General features: G+C 64.9%; 15 protein-coding genes. 10 read left to right on the forward strand and 5 right to left on the reverse strand.

What is annotated here, in order from left to right; all coding sequences use genetic code 11:
* Window positions 1-385: 385 nt before the first annotated feature.
* Complete coding sequence (locus AC3A3W_RS01675) at window positions 386-1,849, forward strand: sugar porter family MFS transporter (RefSeq protein ID WP_487440160.1); 1,464 nt, start codon at window positions 386-388, stop codon at window positions 1,847-1,849.
* Window positions 1,850-2,016: 167 nt separating this feature from the next.
* Complete coding sequence (locus AC3A3W_RS01680) at window positions 2,017-3,039, forward strand: LacI family DNA-binding transcriptional regulator (protein ID WP_487440161.1); 1,023 nt, start codon at window positions 2,017-2,019, stop codon at window positions 3,037-3,039.
* A 56-nt stretch (window positions 3,040-3,095) separates the two neighbouring features.
* On the opposite strand, the gene AC3A3W_RS01685 is transcribed toward AC3A3W_RS01680, so the two are convergent.
* Window positions 3,096-3,569 carry a VOC family protein gene (locus AC3A3W_RS01685; protein WP_487440162.1) on the reverse strand — a complete coding sequence of 158 codons (474 nt, stop codon included), beginning with the start codon at window positions 3,567-3,569 and terminating at the stop codon, window positions 3,096-3,098.
* A gap of 143 nt (window positions 3,570-3,712) precedes the next feature.
* On the opposite strand from AC3A3W_RS01685, the gene AC3A3W_RS01690 reads away from it, so the two are divergent.
* Together AC3A3W_RS01690 and AC3A3W_RS01695 are read left to right on the forward strand one after the other, a co-directional pair.
* Entirely contained in the window at window positions 3,713-4,129 is a 417-nt protein-coding gene (locus AC3A3W_RS01690) for a DUF3054 domain-containing protein (RefSeq protein ID WP_487440163.1), read from the forward strand.
* Between the two features lie 71 nt (window positions 4,130-4,200).
* Window positions 4,201-4,482: an Lrp/AsnC family transcriptional regulator gene (locus AC3A3W_RS01695; RefSeq protein ID WP_205651280.1), complete on the forward strand. Its 282-nt coding sequence runs from the start codon at window positions 4,201-4,203 to the stop codon at window positions 4,480-4,482.
* A gap of 52 nt (window positions 4,483-4,534) precedes the next feature.
* On the opposite strand, the gene AC3A3W_RS01700 is transcribed toward AC3A3W_RS01695, so the two are convergent.
* The 3 genes from AC3A3W_RS01700 to AC3A3W_RS01710 all read right to left on the reverse strand — a co-directional run bounded on the left by AC3A3W_RS01700 (window position 4,535) and on the right by AC3A3W_RS01710 (window position 8,017).
* Window positions 4,535-6,079, reverse strand: a complete 1,545-nt coding sequence (locus AC3A3W_RS01700) for an FAD-dependent oxidoreductase (protein WP_487440164.1) — start codon at window positions 6,077-6,079, stop codon at window positions 4,535-4,537.
* Between the two features lie 171 nt (window positions 6,080-6,250).
* On the reverse strand, window positions 6,251-6,724 hold the full coding sequence (locus AC3A3W_RS01705) for a DUF4383 domain-containing protein (protein ID WP_487440165.1): 474 nt from the start codon (window positions 6,722-6,724) through the stop codon (window positions 6,251-6,253).
* Between the two features lie 255 nt (window positions 6,725-6,979).
* A complete protein-coding gene (locus tag AC3A3W_RS01710) occupies window positions 6,980-8,017 on the reverse strand; it encodes an ABC transporter substrate-binding protein (RefSeq protein WP_487440166.1) in 1,038 nt (345 codons plus the stop codon).
* Window positions 8,018-8,143: 126 nt separating this feature from the next.
* On the opposite strand from AC3A3W_RS01710, the gene AC3A3W_RS01715 reads away from it, so the two are divergent.
* The 3 genes from AC3A3W_RS01715 to AC3A3W_RS01725 are packed head-to-tail and all read left to right on the forward strand — an operon-like array spanning window position 8,144 to window position 11,123.
* Window positions 8,144-9,211, forward strand: a complete 1,068-nt coding sequence (locus AC3A3W_RS01715) for a FecCD family ABC transporter permease (protein ID WP_487440167.1) — start codon at window positions 8,144-8,146, stop codon at window positions 9,209-9,211.
* The gene (locus AC3A3W_RS01720) at window positions 9,208-10,299 is read left to right on the forward strand and encodes a FecCD family ABC transporter permease (RefSeq protein WP_487440168.1); all 1,092 of its coding nucleotides are present in this window, start codon (window positions 9,208-9,210) and stop codon (window positions 10,297-10,299) included. The genes AC3A3W_RS01715 and AC3A3W_RS01720 overlap by 4 nt, the downstream gene beginning before the upstream one ends.
* Entirely contained in the window at window positions 10,296-11,123 is an 828-nt protein-coding gene (locus AC3A3W_RS01725) for an ABC transporter ATP-binding protein (RefSeq protein ID WP_487440169.1), read from the forward strand. Before AC3A3W_RS01720 ends, AC3A3W_RS01725 begins: the two co-directional genes overlap by 4 nt.
* A gap of 14 nt (window positions 11,124-11,137) precedes the next feature.
* Here the strand turns inward: AC3A3W_RS01725 and trpD are convergent, their stop codons facing one another.
* Window positions 11,138-12,196 carry an anthranilate phosphoribosyltransferase gene (gene trpD / locus AC3A3W_RS01730; RefSeq protein ID WP_487440170.1) on the reverse strand — a complete coding sequence of 353 codons (1,059 nt, stop codon included), beginning with the start codon at window positions 12,194-12,196 and terminating at the stop codon, window positions 11,138-11,140.
* Window positions 12,197-12,344: 148 nt separating this feature from the next.
* Between trpD and ctaE the strand changes: the two genes are divergently transcribed.
* The 3 genes from ctaE (at window position 12,345) to qcrA (ending at window position 15,032) form a co-directional block, all read left to right on the forward strand.
* A complete protein-coding gene (gene ctaE / locus AC3A3W_RS01735; RefSeq protein WP_487440171.1) occupies window positions 12,345-12,983 on the forward strand; it encodes an aa3-type cytochrome oxidase subunit III in 639 nt (212 codons plus the stop codon).
* A gap of 87 nt (window positions 12,984-13,070) precedes the next feature.
* Window positions 13,071-13,859, forward strand: coding sequence for a cytochrome bc1 complex diheme cytochrome c subunit (qcrC, locus tag AC3A3W_RS01740; RefSeq protein WP_487440172.1), 789 nt, complete (start codon window positions 13,071-13,073; stop codon window positions 13,857-13,859).
* Window positions 13,860-13,961: 102 nt separating this feature from the next.
* The gene (gene qcrA, locus AC3A3W_RS01745) at window positions 13,962-15,032 is read left to right on the forward strand and encodes a cytochrome bc1 complex Rieske iron-sulfur subunit (protein ID WP_487440173.1); all 1,071 of its coding nucleotides are present in this window, start codon (window positions 13,962-13,964) and stop codon (window positions 15,030-15,032) included.
* Window positions 15,033-15,106 lie beyond the last annotated feature (74 nt).

Consider the following 15,106-nt stretch of genomic DNA (forward strand, 5'->3'; position numbering starts at 1 on the left):
GACGCCCACCACACCCCCCGCGGCGACAACGGACAGAACAAGCAAATGGCTGAACCAACGGAGCAATGTTTTCATCTTCTCGTAGTTTCTCTTGGGCGAAGAAAGTCATCCGGACGGTGAAGTCCCCCGTCCAGGATCAGCGAGGGCCTCAGGATGAAACATCACTCATCGTGCTCCCGGCAAGTCCTGAAAACCTTGGAGATACCTTGGAGGAACGTGGCCTGCCACCCGGCTTAGGGGACTTGAAGCACCATTTGACCGTATGTCAGTACAAACGATTGACGCAGCTGTTAGAGCGCTCTAATGTGGTTAGCACGTGATCTTGCACAGTTGCAGGCATCCCCATTCAAGGCCGTGTTCCGGCCAACAGATCAAGGAGTCAACAATGTCGTTGCGCGCAGCACGCCCACCCGCCCCGGGCTCCAAGCATCGCGGATACCTCGCCCGCCTCACTGTCATTTCCACCCTTGGCGGACTCCTCTTCGGCTACGACACCGGGGTAATTTCCGGAGCGCTGCTCTACATGCAGGACTCGCTACGCATGACCCCGGTCGAGGAAGCCACCGTCGTCAGCGCGCTCCTGTTCCCAGGCGCCGCTGTTGGAGCACTCAGCGGAGGACGGCTGGCTGACAAACTTGGACGCCGGGGCAGCCTCCTCGTTTGCGCCGTGCTCTTCCTCGTCGGCGCCCTGGGGTGCGCAATCGCCCCCAATGTCGGCTTCATGATCGTGGCCCGCGTCATCCTCGGCCTGGGCGTTGGCGCGGCAGCCGTGACGTGCCCCCTTTACCTGGCAGAGATGGCTCCCGCTCACCTGCGGGGCCGCATGGTCACCATCAACGAGCTGATGATCGTTACAGGCCAAATGCTCGCCTTCGCCATCAATGCCCTCCTGGATGCCCTTATTCATGACGCTCAGGTCTGGCGCCTCATGCTGGGTGTGGCGTCCATTCCCGCCATCGCGCTCCTGATCGGCATGCTGATCCTGCCCGAATCGCCCCGCTGGTTCGCGATCCGCGACCGATTCGCTGAAAGCCGCCGCATCCTGGACATGAGCCGCAGCCCTGAGGAAGCCGATTTCGAATACCGGGAAATCGTTGAATCGGCCACTACCGCACGAAACGAGCGATCCCACGCGTGGCGCGACCTGAAGGAAAATCCATGGATGCGCAAGCTGCTGTGGATCGGCATCGGTCTCGCAGTGGTCCAACAGGCCACCGGCATCAACACCGTGAACTACTACGCGCCCTCGATCCTTGAGCGCAGCGGACTCGGAGTCAGCGCGTCATTGGTGGCCACCGTCGCGGTGGGCCTGACATCGGTGCTGATGACCGTCCTGGGGATCTGGCTGCTTGGGTTCATCGGCCGCCGGCGGATGCTGATCATCGGGTTCTCCGGCGTCGTCGCCTCCCAGGCCCTGCTCGCCGTCGTCTTCCTCCTGCCGCAGTCGGACATCGTCAGCTACGCCATTCTGGCCGCCATGATGCTGTTCGTCGCCTTCGTGCAGTGCTTCATCGGAACCTGTGTATGGCTCCTGCTGTCAGAAATTTTCCCGCTGGCCATCCGCGGCTTCGCCATGGGCGTTGCGGTCTTCGCCCTCTGGACCGTCAACGCCGCCATCTCCTTCCTGTTCCCGATACTGGTGGTCTCCCTGGGCTCAACGGGCACCTTCACGGTCTTCGTGCTGGTCAACATCGTGTCACTCGTCTTCGTGGCGAAGGTCGTTCCGGAAACCAAGGGCCATTCGCTGGAAGAACTGGAGGTCGGCTTCCGCACCGGCAGTCTGCCCGTTATCGCGCCACCTGCCGCATCCGGAGAGAAGGCGACGGCCCTGCGAAAAACGACACTGTGAAAGAGGGCCCTATAAGAAGGGCTCTATAAGAATCACCGGGAAAACAGGGCCCTAGGGCGTCTTGTAGCACCTCTGCATGCTGTCCGGTGGAGGGGCGTCCTGCCTGGGACGCCGCTCCACCCGCGGTACGCTTGCCCCGCAGGGAGTAGCGAGTGCCGGGGAGTGAAGTGAAGGATCAGGGAGCGGCCAGGCGCCCCACGATTGTGGACGTGGCACGGGAAGCGGGCGTTTCGCGTGCACTGGTCTCTCTCGTCCTGCAGGGTTCGCCCAAAGTCAGTGAGCCGAAAAGGCAGGCAGTGGCCGAAGCCATGGCCGCCCTGGATTATAGGCCGAGCATCGCCGCGCGCTCACTGGCCAGCGGACGGACCCGAATCGTCGGAGTACTCCTGGACGACTTGGCCAACCCCTGGTTCGTGGACCTGCTCGACGGTCTGCAATCCATATTCGGTGCGAGGAACCTGCGGATGGTCCTCGGTGACCACCGCTACCTGGCCCGGCCTGGGGAAAGCCCGGTATCCCCCTTCATGGAAATGCGCGTCGACGGGCTGGTCATCGCGGGAGATGTCGGCCCCGACGCAGACCTTGCTCGCGCGACCACCAACACGCCGGCCGTCGTGGTCGGTTCCCGTGTCGTAGAACTCCCCGCGGCCGACCTCGTGACCAACGACGACGTGGCTGGCGCCCGCCAAGCGGTCGAATACCTGATTGGACTGGGGCATCGTGACATCGCGTACCTCACTGCGCCCACCGGTTCGGCTGCCCTGCGGGCAGCTTCCTATTCGGACACCATGGCACGCCAAGGCCTGCAGGAATACGTCCGGGTGGTGCAAACGGATCTGACCGAGCAGTCCGGTTTCGAGGCAATGGCCCGGCTTCTCGACGGGGGCCGGCCACCGACGGCGGTCTTCGCCGCCAATGACATCCTTGCCATTGGCGCCCTCTCGGCAGCCGATGAGCGGTCCATCAGAGTACCCGGTGGACTCTCGCTGATAGGGTACGACAACACTCACCTGGCCTCCATCCGGCGCCTGTCGTTGAGCAGCGTCGACCCCGTAAGCCGCGAGGTGGGCGTCCGGGCTGCGCAACTGTTGGTGGAGCGCATGGCGGAGCCCGCGTTGCCGCAACGCAGTGAAAAGCTCCGGCCCCGCCTGGTGGTTCGGCACACGACGGCTCCTGCAGGCCGCTCCTGAGCGGTCCGAGCCGCGCGCCGCGCCGGAGCCGCGGTGCCGGAGGGCACCCGCCTGAGTCAGCCGCCGTCGTACGCCTTTTGGATCTCGGCAATGTCCAGTTTCTTCATCCCGAGCATCGCCTGCATGGCGCGCTGGGATCCGGCGGGGTCCGGACCGCCAATCAGCCCGCCGAGCGCTGACGGGACAACCTGCCAGGAGACCCCGTATCTGTCTTTGAGCCACCCGCACTGGCTCTCGGTCCCGCCGTCGGTCAGCGCCTTCCAGTAGCGGTCCACTTCTTCCTGCGACGCGCAGTCGATCGAGAATGAGACGGCCTCCGTGAACGAGAACGCCGGTCCCCCGTTCAGGGCCTGGAACTCCTGGCCTTCAATGCTGAAGTCCACAACCATGACCTGCCCCTCGGATCCGGGGCCGCCTTCGCCGAAACGCGAAATGTTGTTGATCTTTGCATTGTCAAAGACTGACACGTAGTACTCGGCCGCTTCTTCCGCCTGGTTGTCGAACCAAAGACAGGCAGTGATCTTCTGCATGGTAGTTACCCTTTCCCTGGAATCTTCCGACGCCGGGCCAGCCGCTGGCCGCAGGCCCCTGCCGGCTAGAGCGTAGCCCTCCGCGGGAACAGTGACAACGGGGTCGGCCAACACCGATGGCGGAAACAGCTAGGCTCAAAGGCATGCGTTCGACACAAAGCCCCACGACTACAGGGCGGTCCTTCACCGCCGTGACCGCCTCTGCGGCAGCCGCTGATGCCCTGCTCATCATGGCGTTTGCCGCCATCGGCCGCGACGCCCATGCCCGTGGCGACGTTATTACCGGGGTCGTGCTCACAGCCTGGCCCTTCCTCGCCGGAGCGGCTGTTGCCTGGCTCCTGATGCGACTGTGGCGCGACCCGCTCGCGCTGTGGCCGGCCGGTGTTGCCGTCTGGCTCGGCGCGGTGTGCGGGGGGATGGCACTGAGGGCCTTGACCGGGCAGACCGTGGTCTTGCCGTTCGTCATCGTCGCGCTTATCAGCCTCGCAGTTTTGCTCCTTGGCTACCGGCTTCTCATCCTTGGATTCCTGTGGCTGCGGCGATCACGACGGCGGGGCTGATGTACTAGGCTGGCAGCACAGTATGCACCCGCCGGCACTGCCGGTGCACAACAGATCCGGAAGGGTTACCAGTGATCACCGCCTTCGTCCTGATTAAGACAGACGCCTCACGAATCCCTGAAACTGCCGAGGAAATCTCCGCCATCCAGGGCATCAGCGAGGTCTACTCGGTGACCGGAGAGTGGGACCTCATTGCGGTGGCCCGCGTGTCACAGCACGACGAACTTGCGGATGTCATCGCGGACAAGCTGTCCAAAGTCCCCGCAGTGGTCCACACCACCACCCACATCGCCTTCCGCGCATACTCACAGCACGATCTCGACGCCGCGTTTGCTCTGGGATTCGAGGAATAGCCGGGATTCGAGGAGTACGAGGGCTGAACGAGGTCCTATCGGACGGCCGCTGTCAAGGGTGCGGTCTGGGTGGGAGGTTTTTGGCAGCTGGCCCCTGGACGACGGTGCCGTCCGTGGAGAACCGCGAACCGTGGCACGGGCAGTCCCAGGTCGCGTCGGAAGGATTGAAGCCGACGGTGCAGCCCAGATGCGTGCAGATGGCGGAGACGGCGTGGACGCTGCCGTCAGCGTCCTTGTAGACGGCGGTGCTCTCCCCCTTGACTTTGATGACTGTTCCCTGCCCCGGGGCAAGGGCAGCATGGCTCGGCCGGCCGCTGAATTTTCCGGCCAGGACGGCTGCCGCTGTCTTGACGTTCTCCCTCACGAACCGCCGCGCGCTGGCTTTCGGGGTGATCCGGTTGCTGTTGAACACCGCGGCCCAGCGGTTCTCCCGGCCGCTGAGGGTGTCGGCGAGAATGAGGGCGGCGGCGGTTCCGTTGGACAGGCCCCATTTGCGGAGACCGGTGATCACGTACACGTGCTTGGCGGTGGGAGACATGAGTCCGGCGTAGGGCAGCCCGTCGAGCGGGATGCCGTCCTGCGTTGACCAGCGGTAGGCGATCTCGCCGACGCCGAGGCGCTCATGGGCGAAGGCGGCGAGCCTGCGGTACCGCGCGGCCGTGTCGCCGGCCTCGGACACGCGATGGCCTTCGCCGCCAGTCAGAACATAACTCTTGCCGCCGGCGCTGACGCTGAGAATGGAGCGCAGCGGGTCGTCGGCGCTGATGAACGTGGCGTCCAGCGGCGGCGTGTCCACGCGTCCGGCGACGAGGTATGAACGGTGCGGATGACACCGCACGTCGAACAGGCCCTGGCCGCCGAACGGCACGTTCGTGGCGACGATAATGTCACGGGCGCGGACGGTCCCCTGCTCGGTCTGGACCATGCCCGGGGAACCATCGCGGACTTGCAGCGCACGCATCCCCTCGAACACGAAGCTGCCCCCGCCGTCAACCGCACGGGCAAGACCCTGGAGGTACTTCATGGAATGGATCTGCGCCTGCCCGTCGAACCGGACCGCACCCTTGACCGGGAAGGGCAGCGGCACATCGGAGGTGAAAGTGCCCGGAAGGCCCAGCCGCTCGGCCAGGGCGGCTTCAGCGCGGACGAGTTCAAGCGCCTCAGCTGATGCGGCATACGTGTAGTTGGCGACGCGCCGGAAGTCACAGGCGATGCCTTCCTCGGCCACAACGCGCGCGACGTGGTCGATCGCCGCCTCGTTCGCCTGTCCGTAGATCCGGGCCGTGTCGGCACCGTGGCCGCGCACGATTTCTTTGTAGGCGAGGCGGTGCAGGGAGGTGACCTTGCCTGTGGTGTGGCCGGTGACGCCTGTTCCGACGCGGGCGGCCTCGATGACCGCAACGGTGTGTCCGGCGCGTTTGAGCGCCAGCGCGGCCGTCAGCCCGGCGATGCCTGCCCCGATGACCGCCACGTCGGTCTCCACGTCCCCGCTCAGGACTGGATAGTCCGTGGTTCCGGCGGTGGCGACCCAGAGGGAGACGGGTTGACCTTCGGGCCGTTCACTGTTCGATGCGGCACTGTTCGATGCGGCGTTCATGCCGACACCTCCGGATCACCGGGTAATACCCGGCCGTACTCAGGCTGGATCAGGAGCCGCCGACGCCGCGGGCGGTCAGAAATACAAAACACGACGCCGACCGTCCCGAGAGCAGATTGCCCGCTCGGGGGACGGCCGCCGTCGTCGGTTTTCCACGAACCGCGGGACGCCCTATGGGGCGCTTCCCCTCGTCCTGTCCATCGCATCCCTGCCGAGCCAGAGGCCCAAACCGATCATGGCTACGCCGAGGACCAGATGCAGCCAGTTGTCGGCAGTGTTAAACGGGACAAAGTTGGCGACGGTGTTCATGTCAATGACCAGGCCGTAGATCCACAGAAGGAGGTACACGATGCCGCCGCCAAGCAGGAACCAGCGGGCCATCTGGCCTGTCCGGGCCATTGCAATACCTGCCGCGCCGAACAGCAAATGGACGATGTTGTGCAGCACGGACACCTGGAAGACTCCAAGCAGCATGGCCCCGGACTCATGTCCGGCAAACGTCATGGCGCCGTAATTGGTGGTGACTCCCGGGATGAACCCGAGGACTCCAACCAGCAGGAAAACCACACCAATACCCATGGCGGTGTTATGAAGAGTCAACCCCATCATGTGGTGGTGCTCGGCGGGGTGTGAAGCGGTAGTCATTGGTCTCCCTTTCACGCTGATTGCCGGCTCTTCAGATGGAGAACCGGCCCGCGGCAAGGAGTCGCAGGATTCCTGCCGACGCCCACATCTTACTCCTGAAAACCGCGCGTGTGCAGGGAAGAAAGCCCCGTTCGGAGCGCGCCGCGGCCTGAGACAATGGCCGGAGACAATAGCCAATAACTGGCCAAGGACAGTGGCCGCCAGGATGCTTTGTCAGCTCCTGGCGGCCACCGGTTTCGGTCCGGCTGCGGCAGGCTACGGCAGGTGGGGATCCACTCCGTAATGCTTCGCCAGGTCCGTGATGACGGCGTGGGCGCCCTGGATGCTCACGGAGGCAAGGAACGTTGCGTCGTCGACGGCGACGACTTCGCCCTTCAGCTTCTTCCACAGCGGGTTGGACTGGAATTTTTCCTGCTGGGCGCGGGCCGTGTCTCCCTCTGCGCCTGCAGGCGTGAAGGCACTCACCATCACGAGGCCAGCGTCCCCCTGCAGGATTTGCTCGGCCGAAAGCGGGACGAAGATTTCCTCGGTGCTGTCCGGAGCGGTCTTCGGGCGCGGGATGCGCATGTCCGCCATGATTTCACCGATGAACGAATTGGACGAATACAGGCGGGCGGTATCCCCGCCGGTGAAGCGGACCAGCGAATATGTGGCGTCCGGCTTCTTCTTGAGAATCTCCGCACCAACCTTCTGGGCCCTGTCCTCGTAGGCCTTGACGAGCTCTTCGGCCTTCGCCTTCTTACCGAGTGCCTCGCCCAGGAAGACCACGTTTTCCTTCCACGTCGGACCGGTGCTCACGGAGAAAATGGTGGGCGCGATCTTGGACAACTGGGGGTACAGGGCCTCGTGGCGGACTTTGGCGGAAACGATGAGGTCCGGCTGCAGCTCCAGGATCTTCTCCAGGTTCGGCTCGGCAAGCGTGCCCACGTTCACTGAATCCTTCGTGGCATCCGCGACGTCGCCAAGATACGGCGAGAAGGGTGCTTTCGGGTCCTGGCGGTACTGCACGTAGCCAACCAGGTCAGCGCCGAGCAGGAGGGCAGCGTCGATGTAGCTGGGGTCCAGCGCGACGACGCGCTTGGGTGCCGCTTCGATCGTGGTCGAGCCCATGGTGTGTTCTATGGTCAGCGGGTATCCGGCCGACTGCGCCGCCCCTGACTGTGCCCCCTCCGACTGTGCCGCCCCCGATGACGAGGGGCTGCTGCTGGCAGCCGGGGAACCGCAAGCGGCGGTGGCGAGCAGCGCCAGGCCCGTGGCGGCCGCACTGAATTTCTTGAGGATGCGTGTTTTCACTATGTCGCTTTCAAACGATGTGACGGGGACGTCGACTTCTAAGGCAAGGCTTACCTGTGTCTGCCGTAGACTGTAGCAGGCCTTCGGGAAATAGATCACAAACGCATGACGTAATGGAAGGACCGAGTGAAAACGCTGGATCCGACCGAAGCTCCGGCAGCGCCGGAGCGGACGGCAACAATCCGGGGCGGGCTGCGCCCGCGGCGCAGATCAGCGCTGCGGTGGCTTGTCGCATCCGTGGCGGCGATGATCGCCGCGGCCGTCCTGAGCATGTGCATTGGCGGACAACCGTCGTCCCTGCAGGACGTCTGGCACGCGCTGTTCATTCCGGATGGGGCAGTCATGGACGTCACCGTCCGCGAGCTTCGCTGGCCGCGCACGGTCCTGGCCGTGTGCGCCGGGATCTGCCTTGGGCTGGCCGGTGCCCTGATCCAAGGACACACCCGAAATCCGGTGGCGGATCCTGGGCTCCTGGGCATCAACCAGGGGGCGGCACTGGCCATCGTCAGCGCGACAGCGCTCGCCGGGGAGGTACCAGCATTGGCGCAGGCTCTTCTGGCCTTCGCCGGAGCACTGGCCGCGAGCGTCCTGGTATTCGCCATTGGCTCTGCTGCCCGTCACGGCGCCACCCCCGTGACCCTCGTCTTGGCCGGGGCTGCGGTGACGGCGCTTTGTTCGGGACTCGTGGCCGGCATCGTCCTGCTCAACGACCAGGCGCTGGATACCCTTCGGTTCTGGCAAGTCGGATCGCTGGCCGGGCGCAGCGACGTGCTCTCGGTGATCTGGCCGTTCATAGGGGCCGGCGCCATCCTGGCCGTGCTCAATATCCGGCCCCTCAACGCGTTGTCCCTGGGGGCAGATACGGCCGTTTCGCTGGGAATTTCCGTCTTCCGGGCACGCGCCGTAGGACTCACTGCCATCACCCTGCTGGCCGGTTCAGCAGTGACGATGGCAGGGCCGATCGCCTTCGCCGGGCTGCTGGTCCCCCACATCACCCGGGCCCTGACCGGACCTGACTACCGCTGGTTGATACCGGTGTCCGCGGTGACCGGTGCGACGCTGCTGCTCCTGGCCGACACCGCGGGACGAGTGATAGCCCGCCCCGGCGAACTTTCCGTCGGAGTGGTCCTTGCCGTTGCCGGAGCCCCGTTCTTCGTCCACTTGGCCCGCCGCCGCAGGCTGGCGACGCTATGACTGTCCTTGACAGCGGCCGGCGGACCGGGGCAGCCACCATCCGGGCGCTGCGCCTGGGACCGGTATCGATTCGAGTCAACCTCCGCCTGGCCGCGGTGGCCGTCCTGCTGACGGCGGTGCTGGTTGCCGCGATGGCACTGCACGTGGCCTTCGGCGGGACGCCCCTGCCCTATCCCGATGTTCTTGGTGCACTCTTTGGCGACACGTCCAGCCCCCGGACGCACCTGGCTGTCACGGAGTTCCGCGCGCCCCGCATGGTGGCCGCCGTGCTGGTCGGCGCCTCCCTGGCCGCGGCGGGCGCCATCACCCAGACCGTGGCCCGCAATCCCCTGGCCAGCCCGGACCTGCTGGGGGTGACCGCAGGTGCGTCACTCGGCGCGGTGGCGGTCCTGGTGATCGCGGGCGGCGGACATGCCGGGCTCAGCGGGCTCGCCGCCACCGTGGGAATGCCTGCCGCGGCCTTCACTGCAGGCATTGCCAGCGGAGTCGCAGTCTACGTGCTCGCCTACCGCAGGGGCTTGGACAGTTACCGGCTCGTCCTCGCGGGGCTCGGCATCTCCGGCCTCGCCGCCAGCCTCACCACCTGGATCCTGACCCTGGGGGACGTCACCAGCGCGGCACAGGCCCTGACGTGGATGACCGGCTCGCTCAACGGCAAGGACTGGACCACGGTCCAGCCGATGGCGTTCAGCGCCGCGTTTCTCATCGCCGCCGCTGTCATCAGCGGCCGGTGGCTGCTGCTGACCGGCTTTGGCGAGGATACCGCCGTCGGGCTCGGCACCCGCATCGGAACCGTGCGGCTGACCGTGCTGACCATCGCAGTGCTGCTGGCATCCGTCGCCACCGTCACGGCAGGCCCTGTGGCCTTCGTGGCCCTGGCCAGCCCCCAGATCGCCCGGTCCCTGACATCCAGCGTTGTTCCCCCGGTCGGCGTGTCCGCCCTAGTGGGTGCAGTGTTCGTGCTCCTGGCCGACACCATCTCGGCCAGCGCCCTCAGTGCGCCTTTGCCCGTCGGCGTCGCCACCGCGGTTCTCGGCGCGCCGTTCCTGATCCACCTGCTCCTGAAGTACCAGCGGAGGCTGAGTTGAATATCGCCACACAGCGGGACGAAGGGCTGCGGACTGAAAACCTCAGCCTGGGCTACGACGGCCCCAACATCATCCACAACCTGTCCCTGACAGTCCCGAATGAACGGGTTACCTCGATCATCGGGCCCAACGGCTGCGGCAAATCCACGCTCCTCCGCGGCCTCGGCAGGCTGCTCGCGCCACGCACCGGCGACGTGCTCCTGGACGGAGCGGCGCTGGGCAGCCGGTCCACCCGTCAGGTCGCCACGAGAATCAGCATCCTGCCGCAAACGCCCAGCGCACCTTCGGGGCTGACCGTGGCGGACCTGGTCTCGCGCGGCAGGCACCCGCGGCAAAAGTGGTACCAGCAGTTTTCCCCCGAGGACCAGACAGTCGTTGAAGATGCGCTCCGGGCCACCGACATCACGGAACTGGCCGACACCCCCCTCGAAGACCTTTCCGGAGGCCAGCGGCAGCGGGCGTGGATTTCCATGACCCTCGCCCAGGAAACCGGGATAGTCCTCCTTGACGAACCCACCACCTACCTGGACCTCGCCCACCAAGTGGACGTCCTGGAACTTGTCCGGAGCTTGAACCGCAGCCACGGCAGGACGGTGGTCATGGTGCTTCACGACATCTCGCTGGCAGCCCGCTACTCGGACCACATTGTGGCCATGAAGGACGGCCGCATTGTGGCGCAGGGAACACCGGCAGAAGTGGTCACGCCCCAGTTGCTCCGCGAAGTTTTCGGACTGGAGGCCCAGGTGGTGAACGAACCGACCGAGGGGCGTCCGCATGTCATACCCATCGGGCAGCCTTCAGCCATCCCATCCATGCGCGGCTAACAGAGCGCGCCGAGTCACTCCTGCGTGAGGCTGACCCATTTGTCCAGGACGGCCGCTGCCGCCCCGGAATCGATGGACTCGGCGGCGCGGGCCAGCGCCTTCCCCATGCGCACAGTCAGCGGACCTTCCGCAGCCACGTCGTACGCCACCAGGCCGGCGGCGGCATTAAGAAGGACAGCATCGCGCGCTGCTCCGGCAGCGCCGGCCAGCACCTGGCGGACGACGGCGGCATTCGCTTGGGCGTCTCCGCCGCGGAGTTCCTCCACCGTCGCGTGACGGATACCGAGCTCTGCCGGCGAGAACTGCTGTTCGGTGACCCCGCCGTCGCGGATCTCCCACACGGTCGAGGGACCGGTGGTGGTCAGTTCGTCCAGGCCGTCGCTCCCGCGAAAGACGAGTCCGCGGCTGCCGCGCTTGGCCAGTACGCCGGCCACCAGCGGGGCCATCCGGGCGTTGGCCACGCCCACGGCCGAAGCCTGCACCCTCGCGGGGTTGGTGAGCGGGCCGAGGAAGTTGAAGGCCGTGGGTATGGCGAGCTCCCGGCGCGGCACCGCCGTGTGGCGGAACGACGGGTGGAACACCTGGGCGAAGCAGAACGTGATTCCAGCCACTTCCGCGCTGCGTGCAACGTCCGGAATCGGCAAGTCCAGCCGGACGCCCAGGGCTTCCAGCACATCCGCCGAACCCGACGACGACGATGCGGCACGGTTGCCGTGCTTGACCACTTTGGCGCCGGCGCCGGCGCAAACGAGCGCGGCCATAGTGGAGATGTTCACAGTATTAAGCTGGTCGCCGCCCGTGCCCACGATGTCGAGCTTCTCGCCGGAGATGGAGATGGGCTTGGCGTGGGCCACCATGGCATCGACGAGGCCTGCGATCTCATCGACGGTCTCGCCTTTGGCGCGCAGCGCCACGAGGAAACCAGCGATCTGAGCAGGCGTGGCCTCACCGGACATGATGGTGCCCATGGCCCAGGCCGTGTTCTCCGCCGTCAGGTCCTTGCCTTCAATCAGTGCGGAGATGAGCCGCGGCCAGGTGTTACCTGCCGCCTGTGCCGATACCTGTGAAGTCACCTCCCGATGCTATCGAGGTGGAGGTTCCAAAAACCAATGTGAACCCCTCGGGGAACTTTTCAGCGCGATTTCGCGTCTTTGTAGAAAAAGTCCTCCCAAAAGGCGGTTTGCGTTGGGCAGGACGGAGTTTTACAGACATAATGTCTATGTGACATCTGCGACCCATGCCCCCAGTACCCCGGCGCACCCCACGCTGAACCGCCCCAATATGGTTTCTGTCGGAACCGTAGTTTGGCTGTCCAGCGAGTTGATGTTCTTCGCCGGCCTCTTCGCCATGTACTTCACCCTCCGGTCCACTTCCGGACAGATGTGGGCTGAAGAGACGGCCAAGCTCAACTTCCCTTTTGCGCTCGTTAACACGATCGTCCTCGTGGCCAGTTCCTTCACTTGCCAGATGGGCGTCTTCGCCGCAGAGCGGCTCCAGCCGCGACGCAGCGGCGGTCCGCTGCAGTTCACCCGCTGGGGCATGAACGAGTGGTTCACCCTGACGTTCCTTATGGGTGCGTTCTTCGTGGCCGGCCAGTCAACCGAGTACGCCATGCTCGTTTCCGAGCACGTCACGCTCTCGTCGAACGCCTACGGTTCGGCGTTCTACATGACCACCGGTTTCCACGGCCTGCACGTCATCGGCGGCCTGGTCGCATTCCTCCTCATCATGGGCCGCTCCTTCGCCGCTAAGAAGTTCGGTCACTTCGAGGCCACCTCGGCCATTGTCACCTCGTACTACTGGCACTTCGTGGACGTCGTCTGGATTGGCCTCTTCCTGGTCATCTATGTCCTCCAGTAACCAAGACTTTGCTCTTGTCCCGCAAGAGACTGAAATTCAAGAAGCGGCTCCCGGAGCCGACGCACGATCGAATAAAGGAACCACCACGTGAAGGCACTCTCGCAGAAGCGACGTCACCCACTGGCAGCAATAGCCCTGCTGTTGATGGGCCTCCTCCTCACTGGTGGGCTGTATGCCGTTGCCACCACCGTCAACGAGGCCAAAGCCAGCACTGCCGACTTCACTGCCAGCGACACCGAGGAAGGCGAGAAGCTCTTCGAAGCTAACTGCGCCACCTGCCACGGTATGGGTGCCGGCGGAACGCAGGACGGTCCCTCCCTGGTTGGCGTCGGCGCCGCTGCCGTTGACTTCCAGGTCGGCACCGGACGCATGCCCATGCAGATGAACGGCCCCCAGGCTTACAAGAAGCCGGCCCAGTTCAACGAGCAGCAGACCCACCAGCTGTCCGCCTATGTCGCCTCCTTGGGCCCCGGCCCCGCCATCCCTGAAGCTGGCGTTCTCGATGAGCAGGGCGATGCCGCAAAGGGTGGCGAACTGTTCCGCACGAACTGCGCCATGTGCCACAACGCTGCCGCAGCCGGCGGCGCCCTGACCCGCGGCAAGTTCGCTCCGGCCCTGGCCGACGTTTCGGGCAAGCACATTTACGAGGCCATGGTGACCGGCCCGCAGAACATGCCGGTCTTCAGCGACTCGAACATCACCCCCGAAGGCAAGCGCGACATCGTCACGTTCCTGAAGCAGATTGAATCGACCGGCTCCCCCGGCGGCGCCGACCTCGGAGCCCTCGGCCCGGTTTCGGAAGGCCTGTTCGTCTGGATCGCCGGCCTCGGCGTCATCATCGCCTTCACCATCTGGCTGACATCCCGCACGTCCTAGTGCGCTCCGGTCACCACACAGAACGTCCTGTTGAACGTTCAGCAGGTTTGAAATTGAACATTAACTCGGCACCGCCGAGACGAGAGAAGGATGAGGCGAATCATGGGCAACCATAGTGACGGCAGTCCGAACCACTCGGGCACCGTAGCTACGGCTGGTCAGAATGAGGTGGAGAAGTTCCAGGACCCTGGAATTCCCCCGCACCGTTTGCGCCTGGCTGACACGGACCCGAAGGCCGCAAAGCGAGCAGAACGGCAGGTAGCCGTACTCTTCGGCACTTCGGTCGTTGGCACCGTGATCTTCCTGGTGGCGTACTTCGCCATCGACCTGGGCGATGACTCCACGATCGCCACCATCAGGCTGCAGAACGCCCTGCTCGGCTTGGGCACGGCCTTCGCGATGCTGGGCATCGGCACCGGCATCGTGCACTGGGCCAAGGCCCTCATGCCGGACCACGAGGTTTCCGAGGAACGGCACGCAATCCGCTATGAGGACGACCGGAAGGCTGCTGTTCGGATCGTCGACGACATCGTCGAGGAAACGGGCATCAAGCGCCGTCCCCTTATCCGGAACACCCTGCTCGGAGCCGTGGCCCTCGCGCCGCTCCCCGCGCTGGCGGTATTCGGCGACCTTGGTCCCCGCCCCGATAACAAGCTGGCACACACCATGTGGGCCCCGACGGACGGCAAGCTCAAGCGCCTCGCCCGCGACCCCGACGGCACTCCCATCAAAGCGTCCGATGTCACCATCGGTTCCGCCTTCCATGTCATCCCGGAAGGCCTCAACGATCTGCACGAAGGCAAGCTGAACGAGAAGGCCAAGGCCGTCGTCCTGCTCATGCGTCTGGATCCCGCTTCGCTCAACCCGTCTCCGGGCCGTGAAAACTGGGGTTACAACGGCATCGTTGCCTATTCAAAGATCTGCACCCACGTCGGCTGCCCTGTTGCCCTGTACGAGCAGCAGACGCACCACCTGCTGTGCCCGTGCCACCAGTCAACCTTCGACCTGACCAAGGAATGCAAGGTTATCTTCGGCCCCGCCAGCCGTCCTCTCCCCCAGCTGCCCATCGCGGTTGATGACGAGGGCTACCTGGTCGCTACCAGCGACTTCAAAGAACCTGTAGGACCAAGTTACTGGGAGCGTGATGAGCATGAGCGCAGCATCAACAGCTAAAGCCCCCGCTTATGTAGCCAACACCAAAGTCGGACGCATTACTGATTTTGTCGACGAGCGCGTCGGCGGATCTG

This window comes from Arthrobacter sp. Soil_N43, assembly GCF_057655195.1.